The organism is Rufibacter psychrotolerans (assembly GCF_016924645.1).
GTDB classification, from domain to species: Bacteria; Bacteroidota; Bacteroidia; order Cytophagales; family Hymenobacteraceae; genus Nibribacter; species Nibribacter psychrotolerans.
This window is the reverse complement of record NZ_JAFFJV010000002.1, coordinates 148,015-173,422: the sequence shown is the minus strand read 5'-3', so window position 1 is coordinate 173,422 and position 25,408 is coordinate 148,015. Positions and strand designations below refer to the sequence as shown.

Below are 25,408 nucleotides of genomic sequence, written 5' to 3'. Positions count from 1 at the left end.
ATTCGGTGAAAGCTATTTTGAAGGGGCCGGGATTATCCCAGAGGCCCTTGCTCCGTATAAAGAGCAGCTTTCCCGGTTTTAACTGGTTGCCCCGTCTGTAGGCAGGCCCAACCTGGAAGTAGAAAGCTTTGCAAGTCCCATTCATGAAAAAAACTTACGTCTACCTTTTTCAATTCCTGGCGGTGATCTGGCTGATACAAGCCTGTACCACCGGACGCCCCTTTTACGCGCGCACCGTGCAGAACTGGCAATCCCAGACGCCCAAAGATTCCTCAGAAGTGGTGTACTCTGTGTTCCTGATCGGGGACGCCGGGGCCCCGCTCACCGACAAGCCAGACCCTACCCTCATGCTGCTCAAGGCCCAGATTCACGCGGCCGGGGAAAAAAGCGCCGTGGTGTACCTGGGCGACAACATCTACCACAACGGCTTGCCGGAACCCGACGCCTATGACCGCAAAACCGCCGAGGACCGCATGAAGGCGCAGCTGGACATTCTCAAAGGCTACAAAGGCGAGAAATACATGATTCCCGGCAACCACGACTGGGGCGGCGGCAGCGGCACCCCCGACGGCCTGGAGGCCGTGATCCGCGAAGAGCGGTTTGTGGAAGAGTACCTGGCCGACAGCAGCATTGTGGTAGGCACCGACTTCTTTGTGCCGGGCAGCGGCTGCCCGGGTCCGTTTGAGACCTACATCTCTGAAGACATCGTGTTGATCGCCCTCAACTCGCACTGGTGGCTGCACCCCTACGAGAAACCCTACGGCGAGGACAACGTCTGCGGCGTGGCCAATGAGGTAGACATGCTGGTGCAGCTGGAAGACATCATTGACAAAAACCAGGGCAAGAACATTATGGTGGTGGGGCACCACCCCCTGTTCAGCAACGGCATCCACGGGGGGTACTTCACCCTAACCGACCACCTGTTCCCCCTGACCATTCTCCGGAAAGGCCTTATCCTGCCCCTGCCTATCATTGGGTCTATCTATCCGCTGGCCCGCAAGTACGGGGGCATCAGCCAGGACATTCCGCACCCCAGCTACCAGGCGTACATCAAAGGGCTGTTGGGGGTGTTTGAGAAGTATGACAATATTGTGTACGCCGCGGGGCATGAGCACAACCTGCAGTACTTCAAGTACGGCAAGCTGGCGCACATCATCAGCGGCTCGGGCTGTAAAACCCAGCACGCCCGCGACGGCGGCGATGCCCTGTACGCCCACAAAACAAAGGGGTTCGCCCGGGTCAACTATTACCGCAACGGCGAAGCCTGGGTAGAATTCTGGACCAATGAGGGCACCGATGACCCTGCCGGCCTCATGACCTTCCGGATGCCCATGTACGCCAAAACCACCACGCAGCAGGAGAAGATTGCCGTTGCCACGGAAGATTACAAAGACAGCACCATTACCGTGGCGGCCAATCCTGTTTACGCGGCGGGCGGCGGTATAAAGCGGGCCTTGCTGGGGCAGCACTACCGGTCGGTGTGGAAGACGCCGGTGCAAATGCCCATGCTGGACCTGGAGCGCGAGAAAGGCGGCCTCACGCCTTACCAGAAAGGGGGCGGGAAGCAGACAACGTCCCTGAAACTGCGCAACGAGGAAGGCCGGGAGTACACCCTGCGTTCCATCAACAAAGACCCCACCAACGTGCTGCCCGAGGCCTTGCAGGAAACCTTCGCCCGTGACCTGCTGCAGGACCAGATCTCGGCGCAGCATCCCTACGGGGCCCTCATTGCCGCCCAACTGGCCGATGCCGCCGGGGTGTACCACACCAACCCCAAGCTGGTGTACATTCCCAATGACCCGCGCCTGCGCCAGTACCTGGATGAGTTCAACAACACCATGGCGTTCCTGGAGGAAGACGCCGACGAAGACCACTCAGACGTGGCCAGCCTGGGCAATGCCACCAACATTGTGGGCACCGAGAAAGTGCTGGAGCGCAAGCGCAACGACCATGACAACCGCGTGAACGAGCAGGAGTTTGCCAAGGCGCGCCTCCTGGACATGCTCATTGGTGACTGGGACCGGCACGAGGGGCAGTGGCGCTGGGTGGAGACCCGTTCCGGCGAGGACAACCGCACCTACCGTCCCGTGCCCGAGGACCGCGACGTGGCTTTCTTCAAGGGCGATGGAATTATTCCGTGGCTGGTGAGCCGGCGCTGGGCGGTGCGCAACTTCCAGAACTTCGGGAAAGACTACGCCGACTACAAAGGCCTTAACCTTACCGCCCTCACCGTTGACCGCACCTTCCTGTCCAGCGTGACGCGCGAGCAGTGGATTGCCCTGGCCAACGAGATGAAGAACGCCCTCACAGACCAGGCCATTGAAAACGCTGTGCGCCAGATGCCGCCCGAGGTGTACCCCCTCTCGGGGCCCGAGATCATCGCCAAACTGAAGTCCCGGCGAGACCTCCTGCCCAGGGTGGCGGAGAAGTACTACGTGCACTTAGCTGAGGACGTGGACATTGCGGGCAGCGACAAGCGCGAGAAGTTTGAGGTGCACCGCCTCTCAGATGACGAGACCGAGGTGATCGTGCGGAAGATCAACAAGGAGGGTGAAGTGAGCAAAGAGCTGTACCGGCGCAAGTTCTTCCACAAAGAAACCGAGGAAATCAGGCTCTACGGCCTGGGCGGCGATGACGTGTTTGAGGTGACCGGCCGCGTGCGCAACAGCCCCATGGTGCGCATCATTGGGGGCGAGGGCAACGACGCTATCTCAGACCAGTCGTTTGTGAAGGGCGGCGTGCGCAAAACCAAGGTGTACGACTTCACCGGCGAGAAAAATGAGCTTGCGCTGGGCCCGGAGGCCGAGGACAAGACCGAAGCCAACGAGGAGGTAAACCTCTATGACCGTGACAATTACAAGCTGGCGTATCTGGGGCCCCGGCTCTCAGTGGAGTACAACGTAGACGATGGCCTGTTTCTGGGCGGAGGCCTGCTGTACCGCAACCACAAGTTCCGGAAGAAGCCGTACGCCTCTGAACACTACCTGCGGGCCAACTACGCCTTTGCCACCCGCGCCTACAACATCAGGTATGACGCCGAGTTCAAGCAGGTTTTCAATGACAACCTGGACCTGGGCGTGAAAGCCGCCATCTACGGGCCGCAGTACCAGATCAACTTCTTCGGGCTGGGCAACGAGACCCGGCAGGAGCGCGATGACATTGAGTATTACCGGGTGCGGCTGGCCCGCCAGTGGGTGAACCCTACCCTCAACACCACCTTCACCCACTTTGTGCGCATGGGCATTGGGCCGTTCTATGACCGCTATGAGCTGCAGCACTACCCGGGCCGCTTTGTAGATGAAGTGTTCTCTGAGGAGGTGTTTGGCATGGAGCAGTACACGGGCGTGCGCGCCTTCCTCAACCTGCAGGCCGTCAGCACGCCGGTGAACCCGCGCATTGGCCTCAAGTGGCTGAATGAGTTCTCTTACCATCGCCAGTTGGGGGCCGAGCGCCGCGACTTTGGCCGCATTGGGTCTGAGTTTATCTTCTACATTGGCCCCAGGCTGCCGTTCCAGCTAACCCTGGCGGCCCGATTTGGCGGGGCGCACAACTTCGGCGATTTCCCGTTCTACCAGGCCAATACGCTGGGGGGGCTCAGCAACTTACGGGGATACCGGCGCACCCGCTTTGCCGGGCGCAGCTCCCTGTACCAGAACACCGAGATTCGCCTGGAGGTCTTCCGGTTTAACGTGTACCTGTTCCCCGGCAAGTTCGGGATCATGGGTCTGGTGGACCACGGCCGCGTGTGGGCCGATGGCGAGAACTCCAACAAGATCCACCGGGGCGTGGGCGGCGGCGTCTGGATTGACGTGCTCAAGCAGGCCGTGGTGAATGCCACCTACTCCGTGGGCGAAGATGAAAAGCTGTTCAACCTCAATTTTGGTTTCCTGTTTTAGCCATGCCCCGCTTTCTTTTACCTACTACCGTTGTTTGCATGAAGCGCTTTTTCCTTTGGTTGGGGGCAGTGGCCTTGGTGGGCGCGCAGGAGCCGGTGAGGGCCCAAGGGCTCTTTTCCGATTCCATTCGGGCGGCCCGCGCCACCGTTGACCCGCAGGAACTGGCCAACCCCTCGGTGCTGGGGCAGGGCAAGAGCAAGGGCGTGGTGATCAGGTATGAGCGCCTGCCCCGCTTTGGCATGCACTCCCGGGGCCAGCAAAGCAACGTGGAAGATGCCCGCGCCGATGTGCTCCGCAGCAACCGTTTTGAGTTCAAGGCCTATGCGCCGCTGGTCAACAATCCGCACTTTAAGCTGGTGCTGGGGGGCGGCTATTTCCTGGAGGAGTTCAACTACAAAGAGCCCGCCACGCAAGAGTACCCGCTGTACCAGCGCCTGGAAGACAAGAACCTACGCTCCCTTGACGCCCAGCTGGTCATGCTGCGGCCCATCAACCACAAGAATTACATCATCTTCAGGGTAAAGGGCGAGCTCAACGGCGATTACGGCAAGGACAACAAGATCAGCCTCACCCGCTACCTGAGAACCTCCATGGAAGCCATCTACGGCTGGAAGAAAAGTCCGTACCTGTCGTACGGCGTGGGGGTGCAGCTGGGCTATGCGTTTGGGCGGCAGACCATCTATCCGGCCCTGCTCTATAACCGCACCTTCAACGACAAATGGGGCGTGGAGGCCATCTTCCCGGCCAACGTCACATTCCGGCGCAACTTCTCAGAGAAGTCCCTGCTGTACATGGGCTACCGCATTGACGGAGCCACCTACAACATCAACATTGACACGCCGCCTTTTAACCAGTACGAGACCGTGGAGCTCCGCAAATCAGAGATCAAGGGCAGGCTGCGGTGGGACCGCGAGATCTATGATTTCCTGTGGTTCGGGCTGGAGACGGGCTACCGGTACAACCACCGGTTCAACCTGTATGACGGTCGCCGGCGCACGGCCAACCCTTTGATTGAGACCCACATCAAAGACGCCGTTTTCTTCAACGTGGAGCTGTTCCTGGTGCCGCCCCGCCGGTTCCTGAAGCAGTAGGGCCGTTCTGTTTTAGGCTTGTTTTGGGGAGAAAAGGCCCAAAACAGGCTAGAGCCTACCCGAGAGCAATCGTTTATGCTCCCCAAAAAAGTACGGAGCCCGCTACCGGTAAGTAGCGGGCTTCGGGCTTTTTTGGGGCAGGGTTGCCTAGTGCTCAGAACCGGAGAGCAGCCCGGCCGCGGCAGCCTTTTCCTTCAGGAAATCATAGGCCTCGTACTGCGCCCTTACGGAGGTGGTTGGGTCGTCTGAGACCCAGTACTGGTTGTCTGCGGTGCGGGCTTTCTGGTTGTCTTTCCGTTGGATGTCCAGCAGGTGCCTGATCTCCTGGCGCAGCTCTGGGTGGTAGAGGGGAAACGCGACTTCCACCCGGCGGCTCAGGTTGCGGTTCATCCAGTCGGCGGAGGCGATGTAGATCTTTTCCTCGCCCCCGTTCCCGAACACGTAGATGCGGCCATGCTCCAGGTAGCGGTCTACAATGCTGTGCACCGTGATGTTCTCGCTGATGCCCGGCACCCCCGGCACCAGGCTGCAGATGCCGCGCACCAGCAGCTCAATCTTCACGCCGGCCTGGCTGGCGGCGTACAGCTGCTTGATCATGCGGGTGTCCTGCAGGGCGTTCATCTTGGCAATGAGGTAGGCCGGTTTTCCCTCCTGGGCCAGCTGCATTTCGTGCCGGATCAAAGCCTCAAACCCGTCGCGCAGGTTCAGCGGGGCCACCAGCAGGTGCTCAAAGGTGGGGTCGCCGCCGCCGTCTACCAGAAAGTTGAAGACCTTGGCCAGTTCATGGGTCAGCCGCTCGTCGGTGGTGAACAGGGCGTGGTCGGTGTAGATGAGCGAGGTTTTCTCGTTGAAGTTCCCGGTGCTCAGGTAGGCGTACTGCACGGCCCGGCCCTCTTCCTGCCTGATCACCAGGCCAATCTTGCTGTGCACTTTCAGGTCTGGCGAACCGTAGATCACGTTGGCGCCGGCCTTCTCCAGTTTGTTGCCCCAGTAAATGTTGGATTCCTCGTCAAAGCGGGCCTTCAGCTCCACCACCACCGTCACCAGTTTGCCGTGCTCGGCGGCCCGTACTAGCGCCTTGGCCACTTTGGACTTGTCAGCGACCCGGTACAGCGTGGCGCTGATGCTGGTTACGGCCGGGTCCTGGGCGGCCTCCTCAAAGAACCGGAGCACGTAGTCAAACTTCTGGTAGGGGTAGTGCACCAGAAACTCCTGCGTGCGCATGGCCGCCAGAATGCTGTCCGCGTTCTCCAGGCCGGGGTGCGGCAGGGGCGGCTTGGGGTCATAGTACAGTTCGGGGTTCTGGAACTTGGGAAACCCGAAGAAGTCGCGGAAGTTATGGTAGCGGCTGCCCACCACCAGCTCGTCGGTGGTAATGCCAATGCGCTCCAGGAGGGCGTGCAGCATGGGCTCGGGCGTGGCCGGGTCATAGAGCAGGCGGCTGGGATGGCCCTTCTCGCGTTTCTTGAGGCTTTTTTTGATTTTAGCCATTAAATTACCCGACACCTCTTCCTCAATGTCCAGCTCGGCGTCGCGCGAGAGCTTGAGCGCAAAGGCCTCTACTTCGGCAAAGCCGGGGAACAGGTCTGGCAGCCCCAGCCTGATCACGTCATCCAGCATCATGACGTAGTGGTCGCCCTGCTCGGCGGGCAGCTGCACAAAGCGGCTGCCGTGTTTCTGGGTGGGAATCTCCAGGATGGCGTATTGCTCCGGCTGCTCGGTTTTGGGCTGGAGCCGCACCATGAGGTACACGGTCTGGTCTTTGAGAAACAGCGGGCTGGGGTTGGTGCTGAAGATGATGGGCACCAGGAGCGGCTTTACGTTGCGCCGGAAATAGTCCAGGGCCAGGCGGTGCTGGCCGTCGGTGCAGCCGGTCTCGTCAATGAGGTGAATGCGCTCCTGGCGCAGCTCGGGCAGCAGCTCATTGCGGAACACCTGCCCAAACTCTTTCTGCTGCCGGGAGACCTCGGCAAGGATTTTCTCCAGTTCCTCGGCAGGGTCTTCCTCCAGCTTCTCTCGGGTTTTCTTTTTCAGTTTCACCAGCCGGCGCATGGTGGCCACGCGCACCTTGAAGTACTCGTCCAGGTTAGAGGAGAAGATGGCCATGAAGTTAAGGCGCTCCATGAGCGGCACCCGCGGGTCTTTGGCCTCCTGTAGCACGCGGTAATTGAACGCCAGCCAGCTCAGCTCCCGGCTAATGAGCGGGTACTCGGGCTGGGCCGAACCGGCGGTGGTGGTATCTGTTGACATGGTAGGGTCGTTGGCAGCCATTCAGGTGAAGTTGTGCGTGGCCGCGCGGGCACGCGTTAACGATAGTTTTTAGGGAAATCGAAGAAAAGGAGCTTGGAGTTGTTGGGCGAGATCTCGCCCCAGTAGCCGCAGTCAAAGCTGATGCCCACAATGCCCGCGGTGGGGATGTTGACAATGCTCTTCTCCTGGATCAGCTGGTTGGCGATCTCGGTAAAGGTAGGATTGTGCCCCACCAGCATCACGTGGTCGTACTCCTCGGGCAAGGCCTGAATAAAGATCAGGAGGTCGTCGGTGGCAATATGATAGAGTTCTTCCTGCACCCCAATCTTGTCCAGGGGGAAATCCAGTTCCTTGGCAATGAGCGTGGCGGTGGTGATGGCCCTGACCGCCGAGCTGGAGATGACCATGTCTAGTTTTATTTTGCGCTCGGCCAGTTCCTGCCCAATCAGGGGGGCGTCGCTGCGGCCCCGCTTGCTCAGGGGGCGGTCATGGTCGCTCAGTTCCTCGTAGTCCCAGCTGGATTTGGCGTGTCGTAACAGATATAGCGTTTTCATAGAGCATCCAGTAAAGATGAAAGCCACAGCTGATGCACAACTGTGGCTTTCATCTTTACTGCATACGCCCATAAATTGTTGTGCTTTGGCAAGCCCGGGCGGCAGGGTTTCTGATTGAATTCTGGAGGGATGCCCCATCCTGGGGCGGGAGGGCCGCACCCGCGGGGAATGCAAGCATTTCGGGCCTGTTTTCCAGAAAACAGGCCCGAAACAGGTGGGTTATTCTACTGGCGGCGCATTGTTGGGGTAGCGCTCAAAATGGATTTTAGACACCTGCTCCAGCAGCACCTGGCGCAGTTCCTCAATGTTGCTGCGGTTGGTGGCCGAGATGAAAATGGCCGGCGTGTGCTGCTTGGCCAGGTAAGAAGACCTCAGTTCGTTGATGTCGGGCAGGGCGTCTGGGTGGTCTTCCTTCAGTTCCTGCTCGCGCTTCTCCAGATACAGGTCGGTTTTGTTGAAGACCAGGATAACGGGCTTCTCGGCGGACTGAATGTCTTTGAGCGTATCGTTCACCACGGCAATGTGCTCCTCAAACGAAGGGTGCGACACGTCTACCACGTGCAGCAGCAGGTCAGACTCCCGAATCTCGTCCAGCGTGGACTTGAAGCTTTCAATGAGTTTGGTGGGCAGTTTCCGGATGAATCCTACCGTGTCTGAGAGCAGGAACGGAATGTTGTCAATCACGATCTTGCGCACCGTGGCGTCTACCGTAGCGAAGAGCTTGTTCTCGGCGAAGACATCGGCCTTGGCCAGCAGGTTCATGATGGTAGATTTGCCCACGTTGGTGTACCCCACCAGAGACACGCGCACAATACCCGCACGGGATTTGCGCTGCTCAAAGTTCTGCCGCTCAAATTTCTCCAGCTTCTCTTTGAGCAAAGAGATCTTGTCGCGCACAATCCGTCTATCGGTCTCAATCTCGGTTTCCCCGGGACCACGCATGGCCACGCCCCCGCCCCGTTGCCGCGATAAGTGGGTCCAGAGATTGGTCAGGCGGGGCAGCAGGTACTGGTACTGGGCCATTTCCACTTGGGCGCGGGCCGTGGCCGTCTGGGCGCGCAGCGCGAAGATGTCCAGGATGAGCAAGCTGCGGTCAATGATTTTCACGCCCAGCTCGCGCTCCAGGTTGCGCACCTGCGAAGGCGTGAGATCATCGTCAAAAATGACCATGTCTACGTTGTGTTCTTTCACGTAGGCCACAATTTCCTCCAGCTTGCCCTTGCCCACGTAGGTTTTGGAGTCGGGTTTGTCCAGTTTCTGGGTGAAGCGCTTGAGGGTTCTGGCGCCTACGGTCTCGGTGAGGAACGCGAGTTCGTCCAGGTACTCCTTGGTTTTCTCGTCTGACTGGCGGTATTCTGGGACGGCTACCAAAACAGCGGTTTCCTGTTCCTTGGCCGTAATATGGAGTTGGTTTTTCATGTAGTTCGGTTACTTTTTAAGCAAAGTGGAGTAGAGCGCCAGGGCTTCGATCTCTTGCTCCGACAATTGGGAGCCGAAGCCCGGCATAAGCCCGCGCCCGTTGGCAATCACTTCCCGGCGGCCCTCCACGTTCAAGCGGCTCAGCTGCAGGTTGACCGCCCCGCTGGCGCCTTTCTGGCCGTCCTCACCGTGGCAATTGGCGCACAGGTTGTTGTAGATGGCCTTGGCGTTTTCCAGTTGCGTTCCCTCCAGTTGAGACAGAATAGGGTGGCTGGCTTTCTCCGGGTCCGGTGAGGCGGTGCCCACTTTTCCGCCCGGAGACACGGCTACTGCTTCCCCTTTATCAGCACGTATTTTCAGGCTTTTGGTTTCGGCTATGCCGTAGACGTACAAAAAGAGCAGCACGCCCGTGGCCGTCAGGACTTTGCTGTGCCGCTTAAGGCCCACAATGGAAAGGGGAATGGCCGCCAGCACCAGCACCACTTTCACCAGGAGCCAGTTAGGGAGCGGGCCGTTGTAGCTGAGCGCCAGGTAGCCCCCGCTGACCAAGGTAAGCGTCCCGAAGACAATGTCCAGCATTTTGGTAGAGGAGCGCACCCTGTTCAGGTGGTCATGCTGGTTGAAGAACAGCAGAAACGCCTTCGCCAGCAACAGGAGCAGGAATAGGATTACTACCAGAACGTGGATATGTAGGAAAGCGGTGGTCATACAGGTGAAACGGCAAACCGAAGGTGGGTTTGGGCGCAAAGTAAGCACAATGGCCCTGAAAACCGACAAACCAAAACAGTTTCTGCCCAAAGGAGCAGGTTGCTGCCAAATCTGCTGCTATCTTTGTCTTTTGCTTTATACTGCCCCATGCGCATTGCCATTGTTATTAATAAGTCCTGGAATATCTTCAATTTTAGATTGAGTCTGGTCAAAGCCCTCATGGCGGCCGGGCATGAGGTGGTGGCCATAGCCCCGGAAGATGCGTATTCCGCCAAGCTGGTAGCCGAAGGATGTAAATTTGTGCCGCTGCCCATGGAAAGCAAAGGCACCAACCCCATCAAAGACATGCTGTTGGTGCGCAAATTCCTGAAGGCCTACAAAAGCGTGCAGCCCGATGTGATCTTGCAATACACCATCAAACCCAACATCTACGGCTCCATTGCGGCCAAACTGGCGGGCATTCCTACCATCAACAACGTGTCGGGCTTGGGAACGGTGTTCATTGTGCAGAACCTGGTGTCCAAGATTGCCATGGCGCTGTACCGGTTCTCTTTTCAGTTCCCGGACAAAGTCTTCTTCCAGAACTCCGATGATCAGGCTCTCTTTTTAGACCGAAAACTGGTGCGTGACTCCATTACCGAAGTTATTCCCGGCTCGGGCATCAACACCCAAAAATACCAACCCGCCGCTTTCCAACGCCGCGAGCCTTTCGTGTTCCTGATGGTTTCCCGGGCGCTTTATGAGAAAGGTCTGGTGGAGTACGTGGAGGCCAGCAAAATCCTGAAAGCCAAGTACCCCGATCTGCGCATTCAATTGTTGGGGGCTATTGACGAGGAAGGTAACATTGGCATTAAACGGACGCTGGTGGAGCAATGGGCCAACGAAGGCTGGCTGGAGTACCTGGGCACCTCAGATGACGTGGCCAGCGTAGTGCATGGCGCCGACTGCGTGGTGCTGCCCTCTTACCGCGAAGGAACCCCGCGCACCCTGCTAGAAGCTGCGGCCATGGGGAAACCCATTGTGACGACCAACGTGCCCGGCTGCAAAGAAACCGTAATAGACGGCTACAACGGCTATCTCTGCGAGGTACGCAACGGCGCCGATCTGGCTGCCAAAATGGAGCAAGTCTATCTGCTTTCTGACCAAGAACTCCAGAACATGGGCCAGAAGAGCCGCCGGCTGGCCGAAGAAAAATTTGATGAAAAGTTTGTCATTGACCGCTATTTTGCGGCCATAGAAGGTGCTACCGGAAAAGTAGCCAGAAAGATAAAATAACAGATCCTATGCAAGTAAAGAACTACCCAATTGCGGGGATAGTGGAAATCACACCCAGAATTTTTGCCGATGACCGCGGAGCTTTCCTGGAAACCTTCAGCGCGAAACTGTTCGCCGAAGCCGGTGTCACCGAGACCTTTGTCCAGGATAACCTGTCCATCTCCAAAAAAGGCGTGGTGCGCGGACTGCATTTCCAGAGACCACCTTTCGCTCAGGCCAAACTGGTGAGCGTGACCGTGGGCAGAGCGCTGGACGTGGCGGTAGACATCCGCAAAGATTCTCCCACTTATGGGCAGCACGTGACTTGCATCTTAGACGCTGAGAAGCGCAATTCCTTTTTTATTCCGGTAGGCTTCGCGCATGGGTTTGTCGCCCTGGAAGAAGGCACCATTTTCCAGTACAAGTGCAGCAACTACTATCACAAAGAGTCAGAGGGTGGTCTGCTGTGGAATGATCCGGCCTTAGCCATTGATTGGGGAATTGAGACGCCTTTGGTGTCTGAGAAAGATGAAATCCTTCCTACGCTGGAAGGGTTTGATTCTCCTTTCTAATTGAGAATTCGGCCTATAAACCGGAAGCCTCTGCCCAGCTGCAGAGGCTTTTTTTATTTTCCATCCATTTTAAGCCTGGTTTGTGGAAAATTGGCTAAAAACAGCTTCGTCGTTCTCTGCACTGCTCAGAGAAAGTTAGCAAACACAAGCTCCTGAAAAACCTTTAGGGATTGCAACACCACCTCCTGCCTTTACCCATCTTCCTTTCTCAAGCTTGAAGAAATTTCATCCGTGAGGCGGTTTTGGAGCCGTTTCTGGAAAACAGCCCCGAAACTGCAGACCATACCACAGACTTCTCATCAAGTCCAGTAAGTAGCCCATTTCTCCCTTACTGAAGCGCCACCCCTCTTTCATGCTTTTAAAATTATTTTAATTTTTTATAAAACTTATGGGGGATTTTAGCTTTCGCCTTGTCTATCATCTCTAGACAAGTATGATGTTTCCTCTAAGAAGCTGGCCAAAATGGGGGCAACGCAGGGTTGTTTTTTCAGACAAGCCAATCTACGGCGACTCTGGTGAGCGGTAAGCCGTCCCTGCGAGTACCCCGTTGCCTCACCTGCTTAGCTCCGCATCATTCCTGCCTCTCCCAATGCAACTACTTCCTGTAACCTACCTTCAGCTCTACCTGCCCATGAAGTGCTTTACTACCAGATTTTTCCTTGCGTTATTCGTTTTGCTAGCAAGTGTGCTGCGCCTGCAAGCGGCCCCCAACAAACCCGCTACTCCCGCCAAACCCGTTCATTTCATCCAGAACCGGGGGCAAATTCAGACCCAGAAGGGGAGTCCGGGGCAACAGGTGGAATACTCGGCCACGGTGCCCGGGGCTACGCTGTACTTTACCCCAGACCGGGTGGTGTACCACTTTCAGCAAAAAGAAAGTACCGGTACAGGCAAGACCCAACAAGTGGTGATGCGCTTGGTGAATGCCAATGCGCAGACTAAGATCCTGAGCGAGCAGAAAGCCGGGGAGTTCTACAATTACTACCTGCCGCACTGTCCGCAGGGCATTACCGGAGTGCCCGCTTACCAGCAGCTGGTGTACCAGGAGGTGTACCCTAACATCGACTTAGTCTTCCACGCCAAGCCCGAAGGCGTAAAATACGAATTTGTGGTGCGCCCGGGCGGAAAGCCCTCAGACATTCAGATGCAGTACGAAGGAGCCACCGACATCAGCCTTGATGCCAAAGGACACCTGCAAATCAAGCACCCGCTGGGCAGCATTCAGGAGGAGGCGCCTTATACCTACCAGCCAGCGAAGGGCACGGATAAGACAGCGGTACAGGCCATTACTTCTGCGTTCGCGCTCAAAGGAAAGAACAGCATTGGTTTCCAGGTGGGGGCCTATGACGCGGGCAAAGACCTGGTCATAGACCCTTTTGCCACGTATTACGGGGGCTCCATGTTTGAGGAAGCCTCTGATGTGGCCACCGATGCCGCGGGCAACATCTACTTCACCGGAAAAACATACAGCGAGGATTTCCCTACCAAAAGCATCGGGGGCGGGTACAACCAAACCCAGCACGGCGGCGATTTTGACGCGTTTTTGGTAAAATTCGATAAAAACGGGGCGCTGAAATGGGCCACCTATTTTGGCGGAGGCAGCAATGAGGAAGCCAACGGACTGGCCGTTGATGCCAGCGGCAACGTGGTGGTCACCGGTTATACCTCCAGCACCAACCTGCCCCGGTTAGCGGGCGGCGGCTACGAGCAAACCGCGCTCAACGGAAGCCAGGATGCCTTCATCCTGAAAATGAACGCCAACGGAGTCCGGCTGTGGAGTACCTATTATGGCGGCGATGAGGAGGAAGAAGGAACCGATGTGGCCATTGATGGTTCTGGGGACATCATTGTGGTGGGGCGTACGTACAGCACCAATTTTCCGGTGCAGGCCGCTGCCGGCGGATACAACCAGGCCACCCGCGGCGGCGGCTCCAACCGATGGAACGACGATGCGTTCCTCCTGAAGTTCAACGCCAGTGGCGTTCGGCAGTGGGCCACGTATTACGGCGGGGCCAACGAAGAGGTAGCCAGGGGAGTGGCCACCGACCAGAACGGCAACATCTGGGTAACGGGCACCGCCGAAAGCGGCATGCCCCTGCAGACCTTAAGCGGCGCCTATAACCAGACCTTCGCCCCCGGTTCTACCAACGGCACCGATGCCTTTCTCCTGAAATTCTCCGCCGGCGGCGTTCGGCAGTGGGCCACCTATTACGGCGGCCGGGCCGATGATCTGGGCGAGCGCATTGCCGTTGACGCAGCCAACAATGTGCTGGTGACCGGTACCACCTACGGCATGGCTTTCCCGCTGCAGAGTTTAACCGGCGCGTACAACCAAAGCACCTTCGGGGGCGAGAGCGATGCCTTCATCCTCAAATTCACCAACAGCGGAGCCAGTACCTGGGCCACGTACTACGGCGGTCCCGACGAAGACCAGGGCAAGAGCATCGCCACTGATAAAGGCAATAACATCTTTGTGGTTGGTTCGGCCACCGGGACAGGGTTCCCCACCCAATCCATCGCGGGTGGGCTGAACCAGTTGCAAGGCTCCGCCGATGGCGACCAGGATGGCTACCTTTTGAAATTCAATGCTTCGGGGGCGCGGCAATGGGCTACGTATTACGGCGCTCCCCAGGAGGACGAACTAAGGGGCGTAGCCACTGACGCCGACGGGAACGTGATTGCCGTAGGGTCTTCTTACAGCGGAGACTTGCCGGTAGTCACCAACCCGGGAGGCTATGGCCAGGGTGGCAGGGTCTTTACCCAGAAAGTTATCATCCTGCAGTTAACCGGGGCCGGCCGGTTGTCTACCGGGCAAACGGCCCAGACCATCTCCTTTGAGCAGATCCAGGACCGGGAAAACTATGAATCGGTTACCCTGAACGCCAGCGCCAGCTCAGGGTTGCCGGTATCCTACACCGTTTCGGGCCCCGCCGAACTGTACGATGGCAATTTTGTCTTGCTGACTGGTTTTGGAAAAGTAACCGTTACGGCTAACCAAAGCGGGAACAGCGTGTATGCCCCGGCCCCGGCGGTAGAGCGAAGCTTCTGCGTGAAAGTGGTCCTGCCCCAGGACCTCAATGTGGAGGGGAACAACTGCGTGGGAACCCAAACGTACTCGGCCGGTGAGGTGCAGGGAGCCATCTACAAGTGGACAGTTTCCTCCGGCGGAACCATCGTGAGCGCTACCAAGGATGAGGTGACCGTGCAGTGGGCCAGAACCGGCAAACATACCCTTACCCTTACCATCTCCAGTGACTGCGAGCCTACGGGAAAAACCAAAGCGTACGAGGTAGACGTGGTCACCAGTCCTAAACCCGGAGCCATTGCCAACCTGGTGCCCGCCCAGAATGCCGCGAATCTGTCCTTGCCGCTCACTTTCTCCTGGGGCGCATCTACCAACGCCACCAGCTATGACCTGTACGTTTGGCCCGCCAGCCAGACCAATGCGCCTTCCAGTCCTTTTAAGTATGATATAGAGGGAACTTCGGTTTCGGTCACCTCTGGCTTGACCGTTGGTGTTTCCTACAAATGGAAAGTAGTCGCCAAGTCGGAGTGCCAGACCACGGAAAGCGCGGTACAGACGTTTACCTTGGGCTGTACCCCACCGGCCCAACCCTCTGTTATTTCCGGTAAGACCGAGGCCTGCGCCGGAATGGAAGTTTACTCCGTTGCCTCGGTGAACGGAGTCACTTATAACTGGACACTGTCAGGCGGCGGGGAACTGCTGGCTATAGGAAACCTGGCAATGATCACCTGGAAAACGCCGGGTACTTATACTTTGACGGTAACTCCGGTAAGCTGCGGGACAAACGGGACCCCGCGCTCTATCCAGATTACCGTCACACAAATGGCGGCACCCGGCCAGGTCAGCAACATGAAACCCGCCACGGGCTCCGGTAATCTTTCGCTTCCCCTGAACCTTTCCTGGTCTGCCGCCGCCAACGCTACGCTGTATGACGTGTATGTGTGGCGCGAAGGAGCTACCCGTCCGTTTTTGCCCGTGAAAGGAGACTTGCAGACGCTCACTACCTCCATCAAAGACGGGGAGGTAAACATCATCAATGGGGTGACCTATAACTGGCAGGTAGTGGCTAAAAACACGTGCCACCAGACCGATGGGCCCATCCAGACGTTCATCATCAACTGCGTTGCACCTCTGCAGCCAAGCGTCATTTCCGGCAAGACCACTGTCTGCCTGGAGCAGCAGGAATACCGGGTGGAACGGGTAGAAGGGGTAACCTATACCTGGTCTGCGTCAGATGCCGGTATTATTTCGGGCAGCGGCAATGCCGTTCAGGTGACCTGGACCAAGGCCGGAACGCATACTTTGACCGTAACGCCATCGGTGGGCTGCGGCCAGAGCGGGCCTGCCCGTACGTTGCAGGTAACAGTGCAGAACGTACAGCTACCTACTGCCATTACCAACCTGCAGCCGGCCTCCGGAAGTACCAATCTTTCTTTACCGCTGAATCTCTCCTGGGCAGCCTCAACCCATGCCACGCAATATGATGTCTACGTCTGGAAAGACGGCACCACACGGCCAAGTTCTCCGCAGGCAAGTAACCTCACCACACCTTCCTATTCCCTCACCACCGGGCTGAACTACGGTGAAGTTTATAAATGGCAGGTAGTAGCCAAAAACAGCTGCTTCCAGGTGGAAAGCGTAGCCCAGACCTTCACCCTCAAGTGCGTTACTCCAAGTCAGCCCTCGGTGATAACAGGCGTGAGCAGTGTGTGCTTGGGCGTTCAGCAAACTTATAGTGTGATTCAGGTAAGCGGCATCAGCTATACCTGGTCTACCGGTGGGGCCGGTACCGTGTCCGGAACCGGAGACATGGTGCAGGTTACCTGGACCAAAGCAGGAACCCATACGTTGACCGTCACGCCATCTGCGGGTTGTGGACAAGCAGGGCCGGCGCGTACCCTCCAGGTAACGGTGCAAGATCCGCCTGTTCCGGGAGTGGTTTCCAACATGAAGCCGGCCAACGGAACTACCAATTTGCTGGTGCCTTTTGATCTTTCCTGGACCGCTGCTCAGAATGCCACTTCCTATGACGTATACCTGTGGCCCGATGATGGTAAGCCCCGGCCAGCCTTCCCATCCTATGATCATGTAACCGCTACTACGGTACGGGTAACCGGTAGCATTCAGTACGGGGTGCAGTACAAGTGGCAGGTGGTGGCCAGGAACGCCTGCAAGGAGAAAGAAGGACCGGTGCAAACTTTGAAACCGTCCTGCCTCCCGCCGCATAAGCCAGAAGCCATTACCGGGGTAGTGAACGTTTGCCCGGGTATTTGGAAATACCAGGTGAAAAACAGCAACGGCGCCACGCACAGGTGGCAGATCTCAGGAGGCGGAACCAAGACCGAAGACAACGAAGAGGTGACCATCAACTGGACTGCTTTGGGTACCTATACCGTTACCGTTACACCAGTTTCGGCCTGCGGGGCCGCAGGAGAGTCGCAAACTCTTACCGTGGTGGTGGGCAACCCGGTTACTCCGGCGGCAGTCACCAGCATGAAGCCGGCGAATGACATGAAGAATGTGCTTCCCTCGGTAAGTCTCTCCTGGGCGGCGGCAGCCAATGCCACTTTCTATGATGTTTATATATGGCCAGCATCAGAAGCTACCCGTCCAAGTCAGCCGTTTGCAGCCAATGTAGAGGAACCTGGCTATACCATCCCTCCAGCGCGTACTCTGGCCTCAGACGTGGCGTACAAATGGCAGGTAGTGTCTCGCAACAACTGTAAACAGACAGAAGGACCGGTACAGACGTTCCATACCAGGCCTCTGCCAGATCTGGAGGTATTGAACAAGTCTGTACAGGCAACAGCTACCAGCGGTGGCACCATTCCGGTAAGTTGGGATGTGAAAAACACCGGAAAAGCCGGTACGAGCAGTGCCCAATGGGTAGACAGAGTGTACCTGTCCAACGACCTGGATCTGCGCGCCGATGAGGACGAGTTGCTGGGCACCTTCCCGCAGGTAACGTATCTGCAGCCTGGCCAATCGTACCGGCAGGTGCAGGAAGTGAAACTGCCTTCCACACCGGGCACCTATTACCTCTTTATCATCACCGATAACCAGCATGCCAACTGTAGAGGAGACCTCACCGGCGATAAATGCTCTCTGGACCGGCAGATTGGGGCACACAACCTCCACGAGGCCAATGAACAGAACAACTACGCTTACCAGCTCATCAACATCCAAACCGGACCAACCGCTGATCTGGAAATGGTATCGGTGGGGGTACCGTCTGAGGTGTTCAACGGAAGCACTATCAACGTGTCTTACAAAGTGTTCAACAAAGGGGAAGCCAGTGCCTTGGGTAAGAAAACCTATGCCAGCGGGGTAATCCCTCAGACGCAGGTGCTAGGGGGCAGAGGCGCCCGTTTGGGAGCCACCGCCCATTGCTATGATCATTACTGGCAAGACGGCATCTACCTGTCGGCAGACAAGAATTTCTCCCCTGAGACAGACATCTACCTGGGTGCTTCTTTTGTGAGCCTGAAAAGCACCACCCAGAAAAACGCCTGCGGTGATTTTGCCGGCATTCCGCTGCCCACTAAAAAGGACTATGCCCTGGTTACCCCGGTCACCTTGCCGGTGGATAAGTTAGGGAAATACTACGTGTTTGTGGTAGCCGCCGATAAGGACGGAGTGGATGAAGGCTCGCGCCTGAGCAACAACGTGATGGCCAGCGGAGAAATTAACATCAAACTGACGCCACCACCCAACCTGGAGGTAAGTGCGCTCACCGTTCAGAACACCGGGGTTGCCGGAAAAGAGGCTACTTTCTCCTGGACAGTGAAAAACAGCGGAGCCTCCGCGCCAAGGGCTACAGAAAATGTGTGGCATGATCACCTGTACATTTCCAAGGAAAGCACCTTTGACAAGGCCACCAGCATCAGCCTGGGCAAATTCTACCATACCGCCGGTCCTGATTTTGTGGGCAACAAGGGTTCCTACACCCAGACCAAGAGCATCCGCTTGCCAGACGGAATCTCCGGTACGTATTATGCCTACCTGATCACCGACGAGGACAACAAGGTGTTTGAGCACACTTTTACCTCAGATAACCAAAAAAGAAGCGATAAACAGATTAACATCTCCGTGGGAAGTTACGCCGATCTGGAAGTGCTCAACATTGATATGCCAGATGAGGTAACCGCCGGGCGTGAGTTCAAAATCAAGTACCAGGTGAAGAACAGCGGTACCGGTAAACCAACCGGGGTGTACCAGGACCAGACCTCTTATTCCAGCACCACCACCTGGGATCCTACCAAAAGCCTGAAGACCCAGAACTATGACGGGCAGCCAGAGCCAAAACAGACGCAGAACAGAGAAATGATCGTAAGAGCCCCTTACGCCATAGGCGATGCCTACTTCTTTGTGCAGACAGATTTCTCGGGCAAGGTTTACGAGAATAATGAGGAAAACAACCTGAAAACGTACGGTAAGAAAGTGACGGTGAAATATGCGCCTCTGGAACCAGACCTGAAGGTAACAGACTTTACCGCGCCGCCGGTGGCCCAGGCCGGAACCACCATCAAGCTGGATTGGAAAGTGTCTAACATAGGAAGCGGTAGCCCCGAGGTTTCTACCTGGTCAGACGCCGTGTACCTGTCCAAAGACCGGACTCTGGATGCGGGAGATAAGGTTCTCTTCTCTAAATACTTCCGCAGCGGTGGCCTGAACCCGCGCCTTTCTTACGACGCCACGTATTCCACTGAAGTGCCGAAAGGCCTGTCCGGAACCTACTACCTGATTGTACTCACGGACCCTGACAAACTGGTGACCAATGATCCAGACCGCAAGAACAATCTGGAAATCAAAGAAATCACCTTATCAACAGCTCCGCCGGCAGATCTGGTAGTGACCAAGATCGAGGCTCCGGCCGAAGCCTACGCGGGCCAGTACCTGAAGGTGAAGTTCACCGTCAAGAACCAGGGCCAGGGAGTAGCTTCCAGCAAGTACCCAGATCTGGCCTATTGGCGCGATGCCGTGTGGTTGGGATTAGATCCGGCTTTGGCTTCCAAGGCTACGAGCCAGACCTTGGGCAGCAGCCAGAAAACAGGCCCGTTAGCGAAAGGCGATTCTTATACAGACAGCATTGAGGTGCAGATTCCAACGTACCTCAACGGCGAGTATTACCTCTTTGTGCGCGCCGATAACCAGGACATGGTGTTTGAGCATGACAAAGAAGAGAATAACCTCTCAGTAGCCATTCCGGTGAAGATCACCACCGCGCCTCCGGCTGATTTGATCGTGGAGAAAGTGAACCTCACGCCAAGCGTTTACCTGGGAGAAAATCTGCAGGCGGCCTATACCGTGAAAAACGTGGGCACCGTGCCGGCCGTGGGTAATCTGCGGAACAGCGCCTTCCTCTCCGCTGATGGTAACTTGAACCCGGCCTCCGATGTGCTGCTCAACTACGGTGAAACCCGCATCAACCTGGAGCCAGGCAAGTCGTTCTCCGGAACGTTGATGGCGCCGGTACCCGGTTTGCTGCCTGCCAACTACCAGGGAATTCTGCTCACCAACTCCAGCAACGCTGTTGCCGAGAATAACCTGAACAACAACCAGAAAACAGGAGACGCGCCGGTCAATGTGAAAATCAAGACTCTTTTCCTGAATGTGCCGGAAATCGCGCCGCTGAAACTGAATGACCAGTTGTTCTACCAGGTGGCCGTTACCGCTGACCAGGATCTGTTATTGACCCTGAACAGCGACCAGGAGTATGGCCTGAACGAGGTGTACGTCGCCTACAACCGTATTCCAACGGCCGCCAACTTTGACTTCAAGTATTCAGACCTCAACCGACCTAACCAGAAGGTACTCATCCCGCAGACCAAAGCCGGCAACTACTATGTGCTGGTAAGGGCATCCTCAGGATTCAGCGGAAGCCAGAACGTTACCTTGCTGGCCAAGTCACTGCCTTTCTCCATTATGGGCATCACGCCTAACCGCATGGGGCAGGGCAGGGTGACCGGCACGCTGCAAGGAGCCGGGTTCCGTCCGGGCATCCAGGTTACCTTGAAGGCAGGCAACGGTACCACAGCGGCAACCGCCCAGGTAGTAAAAATGGTGAACAGCATGGAACTGCAACTGCGCTGGAACCTGACCAACACGCCCAAAGGCATTTATGATGTGGTGGCCACCAATCCTAACAACCAGCAGCAGGTGCTGGCCAAAGGAGTGACGGTGGAAGAAATCAAACCCTACACGGTAGACTACGTTCCGCAGGCGCCTAATGTGCTGCGCAGGGGCAAAGGCGGCTTGTACACCTTCTCGTTCCGCAATACGTCTAACGTAGACATTCCGGTGCTGCACGGCAATTTCACCCTGCTGGATGAGGCCGACGTAACCGTGGAGAAAGTAGAGGGCAGATTCCTGACCGGCTCTGACTGGCCCATTGCGCCCGGCATACCTAACACAGACTACACCGTGGTAGGGGGCACAAAGGAGATTCCGTTTATTACCCGCAACGTGGCTCCGGGTGAGAAGCTCACCATTGCCATCAACGTGGGCCTGCAAGACTTCCGGTTAAACCGATTCCCGCTTACGGTAAAATTATTTGCCTACTCCCAAAGCACACTTATGCTCAATTTGAGTGAGCAGATTGAGGTCACCAGAAGGGCTATCCTGGCAGAACCACAGTTGCTCAAAGCAGATCAGGTAGATGGGTTATTATCCCTGGCGGGTAATCAGCGGAAGTATGGCGAAGCCGTCATGGCTACCCTGATTGCCAACGGGCTTTTAACCTCCGCCGACACGACTGGTTTTGATTATACCTGCCCCACCTGCGGCCCGCTGAACGGCCCAAGCCCGCAGCCCGAGGCTCAGGAATCAGAGGTAGTCGCCTTTAACTATGACCCAGGGGCCAGCCCAGGGTCCATTATCATGCCCACGGCCACCTTTGCGCCGGGGCAGGATTACCTGTGGGAAATCAACAAATACAACGGTTCGGCCGGGGCAGATCCGGGGTGGGACTTGATCAAGATCAACGGTCGTCTCAACATCACGGCGACGGCTCAGAATCCCTTTGTAATCAGGGTTTCCTCTCTGGATTACGACAATTACCCAAGCTACCTGGCGGGTTGGTACCCAGCCGTGGATAAGTGCTGGCCCATAGCCGTAGCCGAAGGCGGAATCACCGGCTTTGCCGAAAACAAATTCGCAATTGATACGTCGCGCTTTGTGGCCCACAACTATACCTACAAAGGCAAGTTCTCGCTGCGGGTAACCGGCAACACGTTATACCTGTGTTTTACCGCTTACGTGCCAAAACCAGGCGAGCAAGGCGTGCCGGGCGCGCCGGGTGGATGGGGCGAAGCCGGAAGCCCCGGCGGGCAAGGCGGTCCAGGTACTGGAACCGTTAGCCCGGGTGCGGGTGGGCCCGGTGGAGCCGGTGGGCCAAACGGCGGCGCGGGCGGACCAGGCGGTAAGGGCGGACCGGCAGGTACCACCGGGCCGGGTGGTCCCGGTGGCCCAGGAGGTCCGGGGGGTCCGGGGGGCGGCCAAGGTGGCGGCGGCGGCGAGGGCGGAGAAGGTCCGCAAGGGCCAGGGCCGGAAGGTCCAACGGGGCCCACTGGACCGGTGGGTCCTGAACAGCCAAGTTCTCCGCCGGGAACCCCTCCGGGTACGCCTCCGCACAGAAGGCCAACGTCCAGACCTAAAGGGCCGGGTTCTTACCGGTACAGCAAGTCCTACATTCCAGATTGGCCGCAACAGCAGCCGCAGAACCCGGAGGAGACAGAGCCGCCCACCACTCCTAAGCAGTGCAACGAGACCCTCTTCTCAGAAGATGACTGCAAGAAAGGATTGGACTTCCTGAGCCAGATGGCCAAAGTGCGTACCGGAGCCAGTGATCCGTATTCAGGCGTGATTGGATCGGTTTCCACGGCCACCTCAGACTGTTACACCAGCGCCGTGATTGGCGGAATTGGCGACGCCGTGAACACCACGCTTGGCATTGTGAAAGGAGGACCCACCCCGTTGGTGGTTACCAGCGGACTCCTGAATGCGGGTAAGTTCGGGTTGTCCTTATACAGCTGTTCTCTGCCCGATGGAGACCGGAAGCGCGATGTACAATTTGTGATTGACCTGATTGGCTGCTTCAACTCTTCCAGTGCGCTGGAGCTAGGCATCAATGCGGCGGCCTGTTTCGGGAAGTTGTTCTTCTGTACCGATATTGTAGCCTCCTGTGACCCGAATGAGATTGTGGGGCCAGTGGGCTACGGACCTAACCGAATGGTGGGTACTACCGTGCCCATGGGCTACAAGGTGAGCTACGAAAACGATTCTACGCTGGCCTCGGCGCCGGCTCAACGCGTACGGGTAACCGTGCCGCTGGATGAGGAGTTGAATCCGTTGAGCTTCCGGTTAGGTTCCTTCGGGTTCGGGCCGTTCACTTTCAACGTGCCGGCAGATGTCGCCAGTTACCAGACTACTTTGGCCTTGGCTGATTCTGTAGGCTACAACGTGGAAGTAACCGCCGGGGTAGACGTACTGGAGAACGAAGCCTTCTGGGTGTTGCAAACCATTGACCCAGCTACCGGTTTACCACCTGCTGATCCGTTGAAAGGCTTCCTGCCGAAGAACAACGCCAGCGGTGCCGGAGAAGGCTTTGTGACCTACACTGTGCTGCCGAAGAGCGCCGCCGCCACCGGTGACACCATCCACGCCAGAGGCTCCATTGTCTTCGATACAAATGACCCGATTATCACCAACCGGGCCCAAAACATCCTGGATGCGATGGCCCCTGCGTCTAAAGTTGCCAACCTGCCCGCCATTGTAGAAGCCTCTACGGCCGTTGCGGTTACCATTCAGGACGAGGCCAAAGGCAGCGGGGTGCAGTCTTATGATCTGTACGTGTCTGAAAACGGGGGAGCCTTTACTTTGCTGAAAGCAAAACTGACGCCGTCTGAGGCATACGCGTTCACCGGTCAGCCGGGCAGAACCTACTGTTTCTTCTCCATCGGGAGAGACAACGTGGGCAACCAGGAAGCCATGAAGTTTACCGGCGAGGCTTGTCTGTTGGTGAAAGGCAATGACAATACCCGCAAAGTGGCCGTGCTGCAACCAAACGGCGGTGAGCAGTACTGTCCAGGTTCCCCCATCAAGGTAACGTGGGGAAGTCAGGGCGTGCAGAACGTAAATGTGTTCTACTCCACCAACGGCGGACAATCGTTCCAGAGCATTGCCACAAATCAGGCGGCTACGGGTTCTATTAACTGGACGGTTCCTGCCGCGTTCACCGCTTCTGACAACGTGGTGATCAAGGTGGAAGATGCCGCTAACACCAATGTGAAAGACGTGAGCGATAAAACCTTTACCGTGGGCATCACCACACCGGTGAATGCCGGAGCAGACCAAACCGTTTGCCAGAACCAGGCGGCGTTTGCCCTCGGTGGTTTTAGCCCCGAAGGCGGAAAATGGGCCGGAAACGGCGTAAGCGCCACTGGAACGTTTGACCCGGCCACCGCAGGCGTAGGAACGCATACGCTCACCTACACGGTGCAAGTGAACGGCTGTACTGCCACTGCTACGAAGAAAGTGACCGTAACAGCGGCCTCACCGGTGACCCTAGCGGCCATTGCCCCGGTTGCAGAAACTGCGGCCCCGTTTGCCTTAACCGGTGGCTCACCGGCCGGAGGTACCTACACCGGGATGGGCGTGGTGAACGGAACCTTCCATCCTGCCCTGGTAGGAACCGGAACCTTCACCATCACCTACACCGTGAACGGAGACTGCGGTGCCTCGGCCTCCAGAACCATTGCGGTGAACCCAGTGATTCAGGCACCCACCACGCTTGCCGCAGAGGGTATTACTTCTACCCAAATCGCTTTGACCTGGGCAGACAATACCACCTCTGAAACAGGCGTAGTAGTGGAGCGGGCCAACGCACAGAACGGACCATTTACGGTAGTGGCTACGTTACCAGCCAACACCACCGCCTACACCGACAATGGCCTGGTAGCGAAAACCACCTACTACTACCGCGTGAAAGCCATCAACGCCACCAACGCGCAGTCTGAGTACAGTGCCGTGGCCAACGCTACTACCAAGAACAGCATCACCGGCTCACCGTACGGTCTGGGCAACGCCTTCGTGAAACTGTACCCTAACCCAACCCGCGACAAGGCGCAGGTAGAGTACACCTCAAGCAAAGGCTCGCAGAAAGTGACCATCATTCTCTACAATGCGGTGGGTACGCCTATCCTGGAGAAAGAAGTGAAGGTGCAGAATGGCTCGTTCAAAGCCGAACTGGATCTGAGCGACCTGGCCAGCGGTGCTTACTTCATGAGGCTGATTGACAAAGACCAGATTTTCTACAACAAAGTGGTGAGACAATAAAAGGCTTGCCCATCAACAAAAAGGGAGACCATGTGTATGGTCTCCCTTTTTGTTGGCAGATAGAAGTAGATGCCGTTTGCGGGTGTTTTCAGAAAAACAGGCTGAAATCGTTTGTGAAACTCCTGCAGTGGCGGCGAGTTCAATCCTCACAGGTCTTCAAGACCTGTGAGGATTTTATGTTCCTGTTGTCTGGGCGATTTGAGAAACGACATTTGCGGGAGACACTCATAGGAGCTGCGCACACTACGAGGTCTTTGGAGCCTACCTGTTTCCCGCAACTGAGGTTTATTCTGCCAATGTGCTG

At 56.9% G+C, this 25,408-nt stretch carries 9 protein-coding genes; 5 read left to right on the top strand and 4 right to left on the bottom strand.

Going from position 1 to position 25,408, the window contains the following annotated elements:
* Nucleotides 1–143: 143 nt before the first annotated feature.
* Nucleotides 144–3,896, top strand: coding sequence for a metallophosphoesterase (locus JT718_RS02765; RefSeq protein WP_240336886.1), 3,753 nt, complete (start codon nt 144–146; stop codon nt 3,894–3,896).
* Nucleotides 3,897–3,934: 38 nt separating this feature from the next.
* The gene (locus JT718_RS02760) at nt 3,935–4,987 is read left to right on the top strand and encodes a DUF6268 family outer membrane beta-barrel protein (RefSeq protein WP_205500155.1); all 1,053 of its coding nucleotides are present in this window, start codon (nt 3,935–3,937) and stop codon (nt 4,985–4,987) included.
* 147 nt (nt 4,988–5,134) lie between these two features.
* On the opposite strand, the gene ppk1 is transcribed toward JT718_RS02760, so the two are convergent.
* From ppk1 to JT718_RS02740, 4 genes are all read right to left on the bottom strand, one after another.
* On the bottom strand, nt 5,135–7,237 hold the full coding sequence (gene ppk1 / locus JT718_RS02755; RefSeq protein WP_205500154.1) for a polyphosphate kinase 1: 2,103 nt from the start codon (nt 7,235–7,237) through the stop codon (nt 5,135–5,137).
* 56 nt (nt 7,238–7,293) lie between these two features.
* Nucleotides 7,294–7,791: a SixA phosphatase family protein gene (locus JT718_RS02750; RefSeq protein ID WP_205500153.1), complete on the bottom strand. Its 498-nt coding sequence runs from the start codon at nt 7,789–7,791 to the stop codon at nt 7,294–7,296.
* Nucleotides 7,792–8,010: 219 nt separating this feature from the next.
* Complete coding sequence (hflX, locus tag JT718_RS02745; RefSeq protein ID WP_205500152.1) at nt 8,011–9,210, bottom strand: GTPase HflX; 1,200 nt, start codon at nt 9,208–9,210, stop codon at nt 8,011–8,013.
* 9 nt (nt 9,211–9,219) lie between these two features.
* The gene (locus tag JT718_RS02740) at nt 9,220–9,918 is read right to left on the bottom strand and encodes a c-type cytochrome (RefSeq protein WP_205500151.1); all 699 of its coding nucleotides are present in this window, start codon (nt 9,916–9,918) and stop codon (nt 9,220–9,222) included.
* Between the two features lie 147 nt (nt 9,919–10,065).
* On the opposite strand from JT718_RS02740, the gene JT718_RS02735 reads away from it, so the two are divergent.
* The 3 genes from JT718_RS02735 (at nt 10,066) to JT718_RS02725 (ending at nt 25,104) form a co-directional block, all read left to right on the top strand.
* Nucleotides 10,066–11,193 (top strand): glycosyltransferase family 4 protein, encoded by a 1,128-nt coding sequence (locus tag JT718_RS02735; protein ID WP_205500150.1) that lies wholly within the window; start codon nt 10,066–10,068, stop codon nt 11,191–11,193.
* An 8-nt stretch (nt 11,194–11,201) separates the two neighbouring features.
* The gene (rfbC, locus tag JT718_RS02730; protein ID WP_205500149.1) at nt 11,202–11,744 is read left to right on the top strand and encodes a dTDP-4-dehydrorhamnose 3,5-epimerase; all 543 of its coding nucleotides are present in this window, start codon (nt 11,202–11,204) and stop codon (nt 11,742–11,744) included.
* Between the two features lie 673 nt (nt 11,745–12,417).
* Nucleotides 12,418–25,104, top strand: coding sequence for a DUF7948 domain-containing protein (locus JT718_RS02725; protein WP_205500148.1), 12,687 nt, complete (start codon nt 12,418–12,420; stop codon nt 25,102–25,104).
* Nucleotides 25,105–25,408 lie beyond the last annotated feature (304 nt).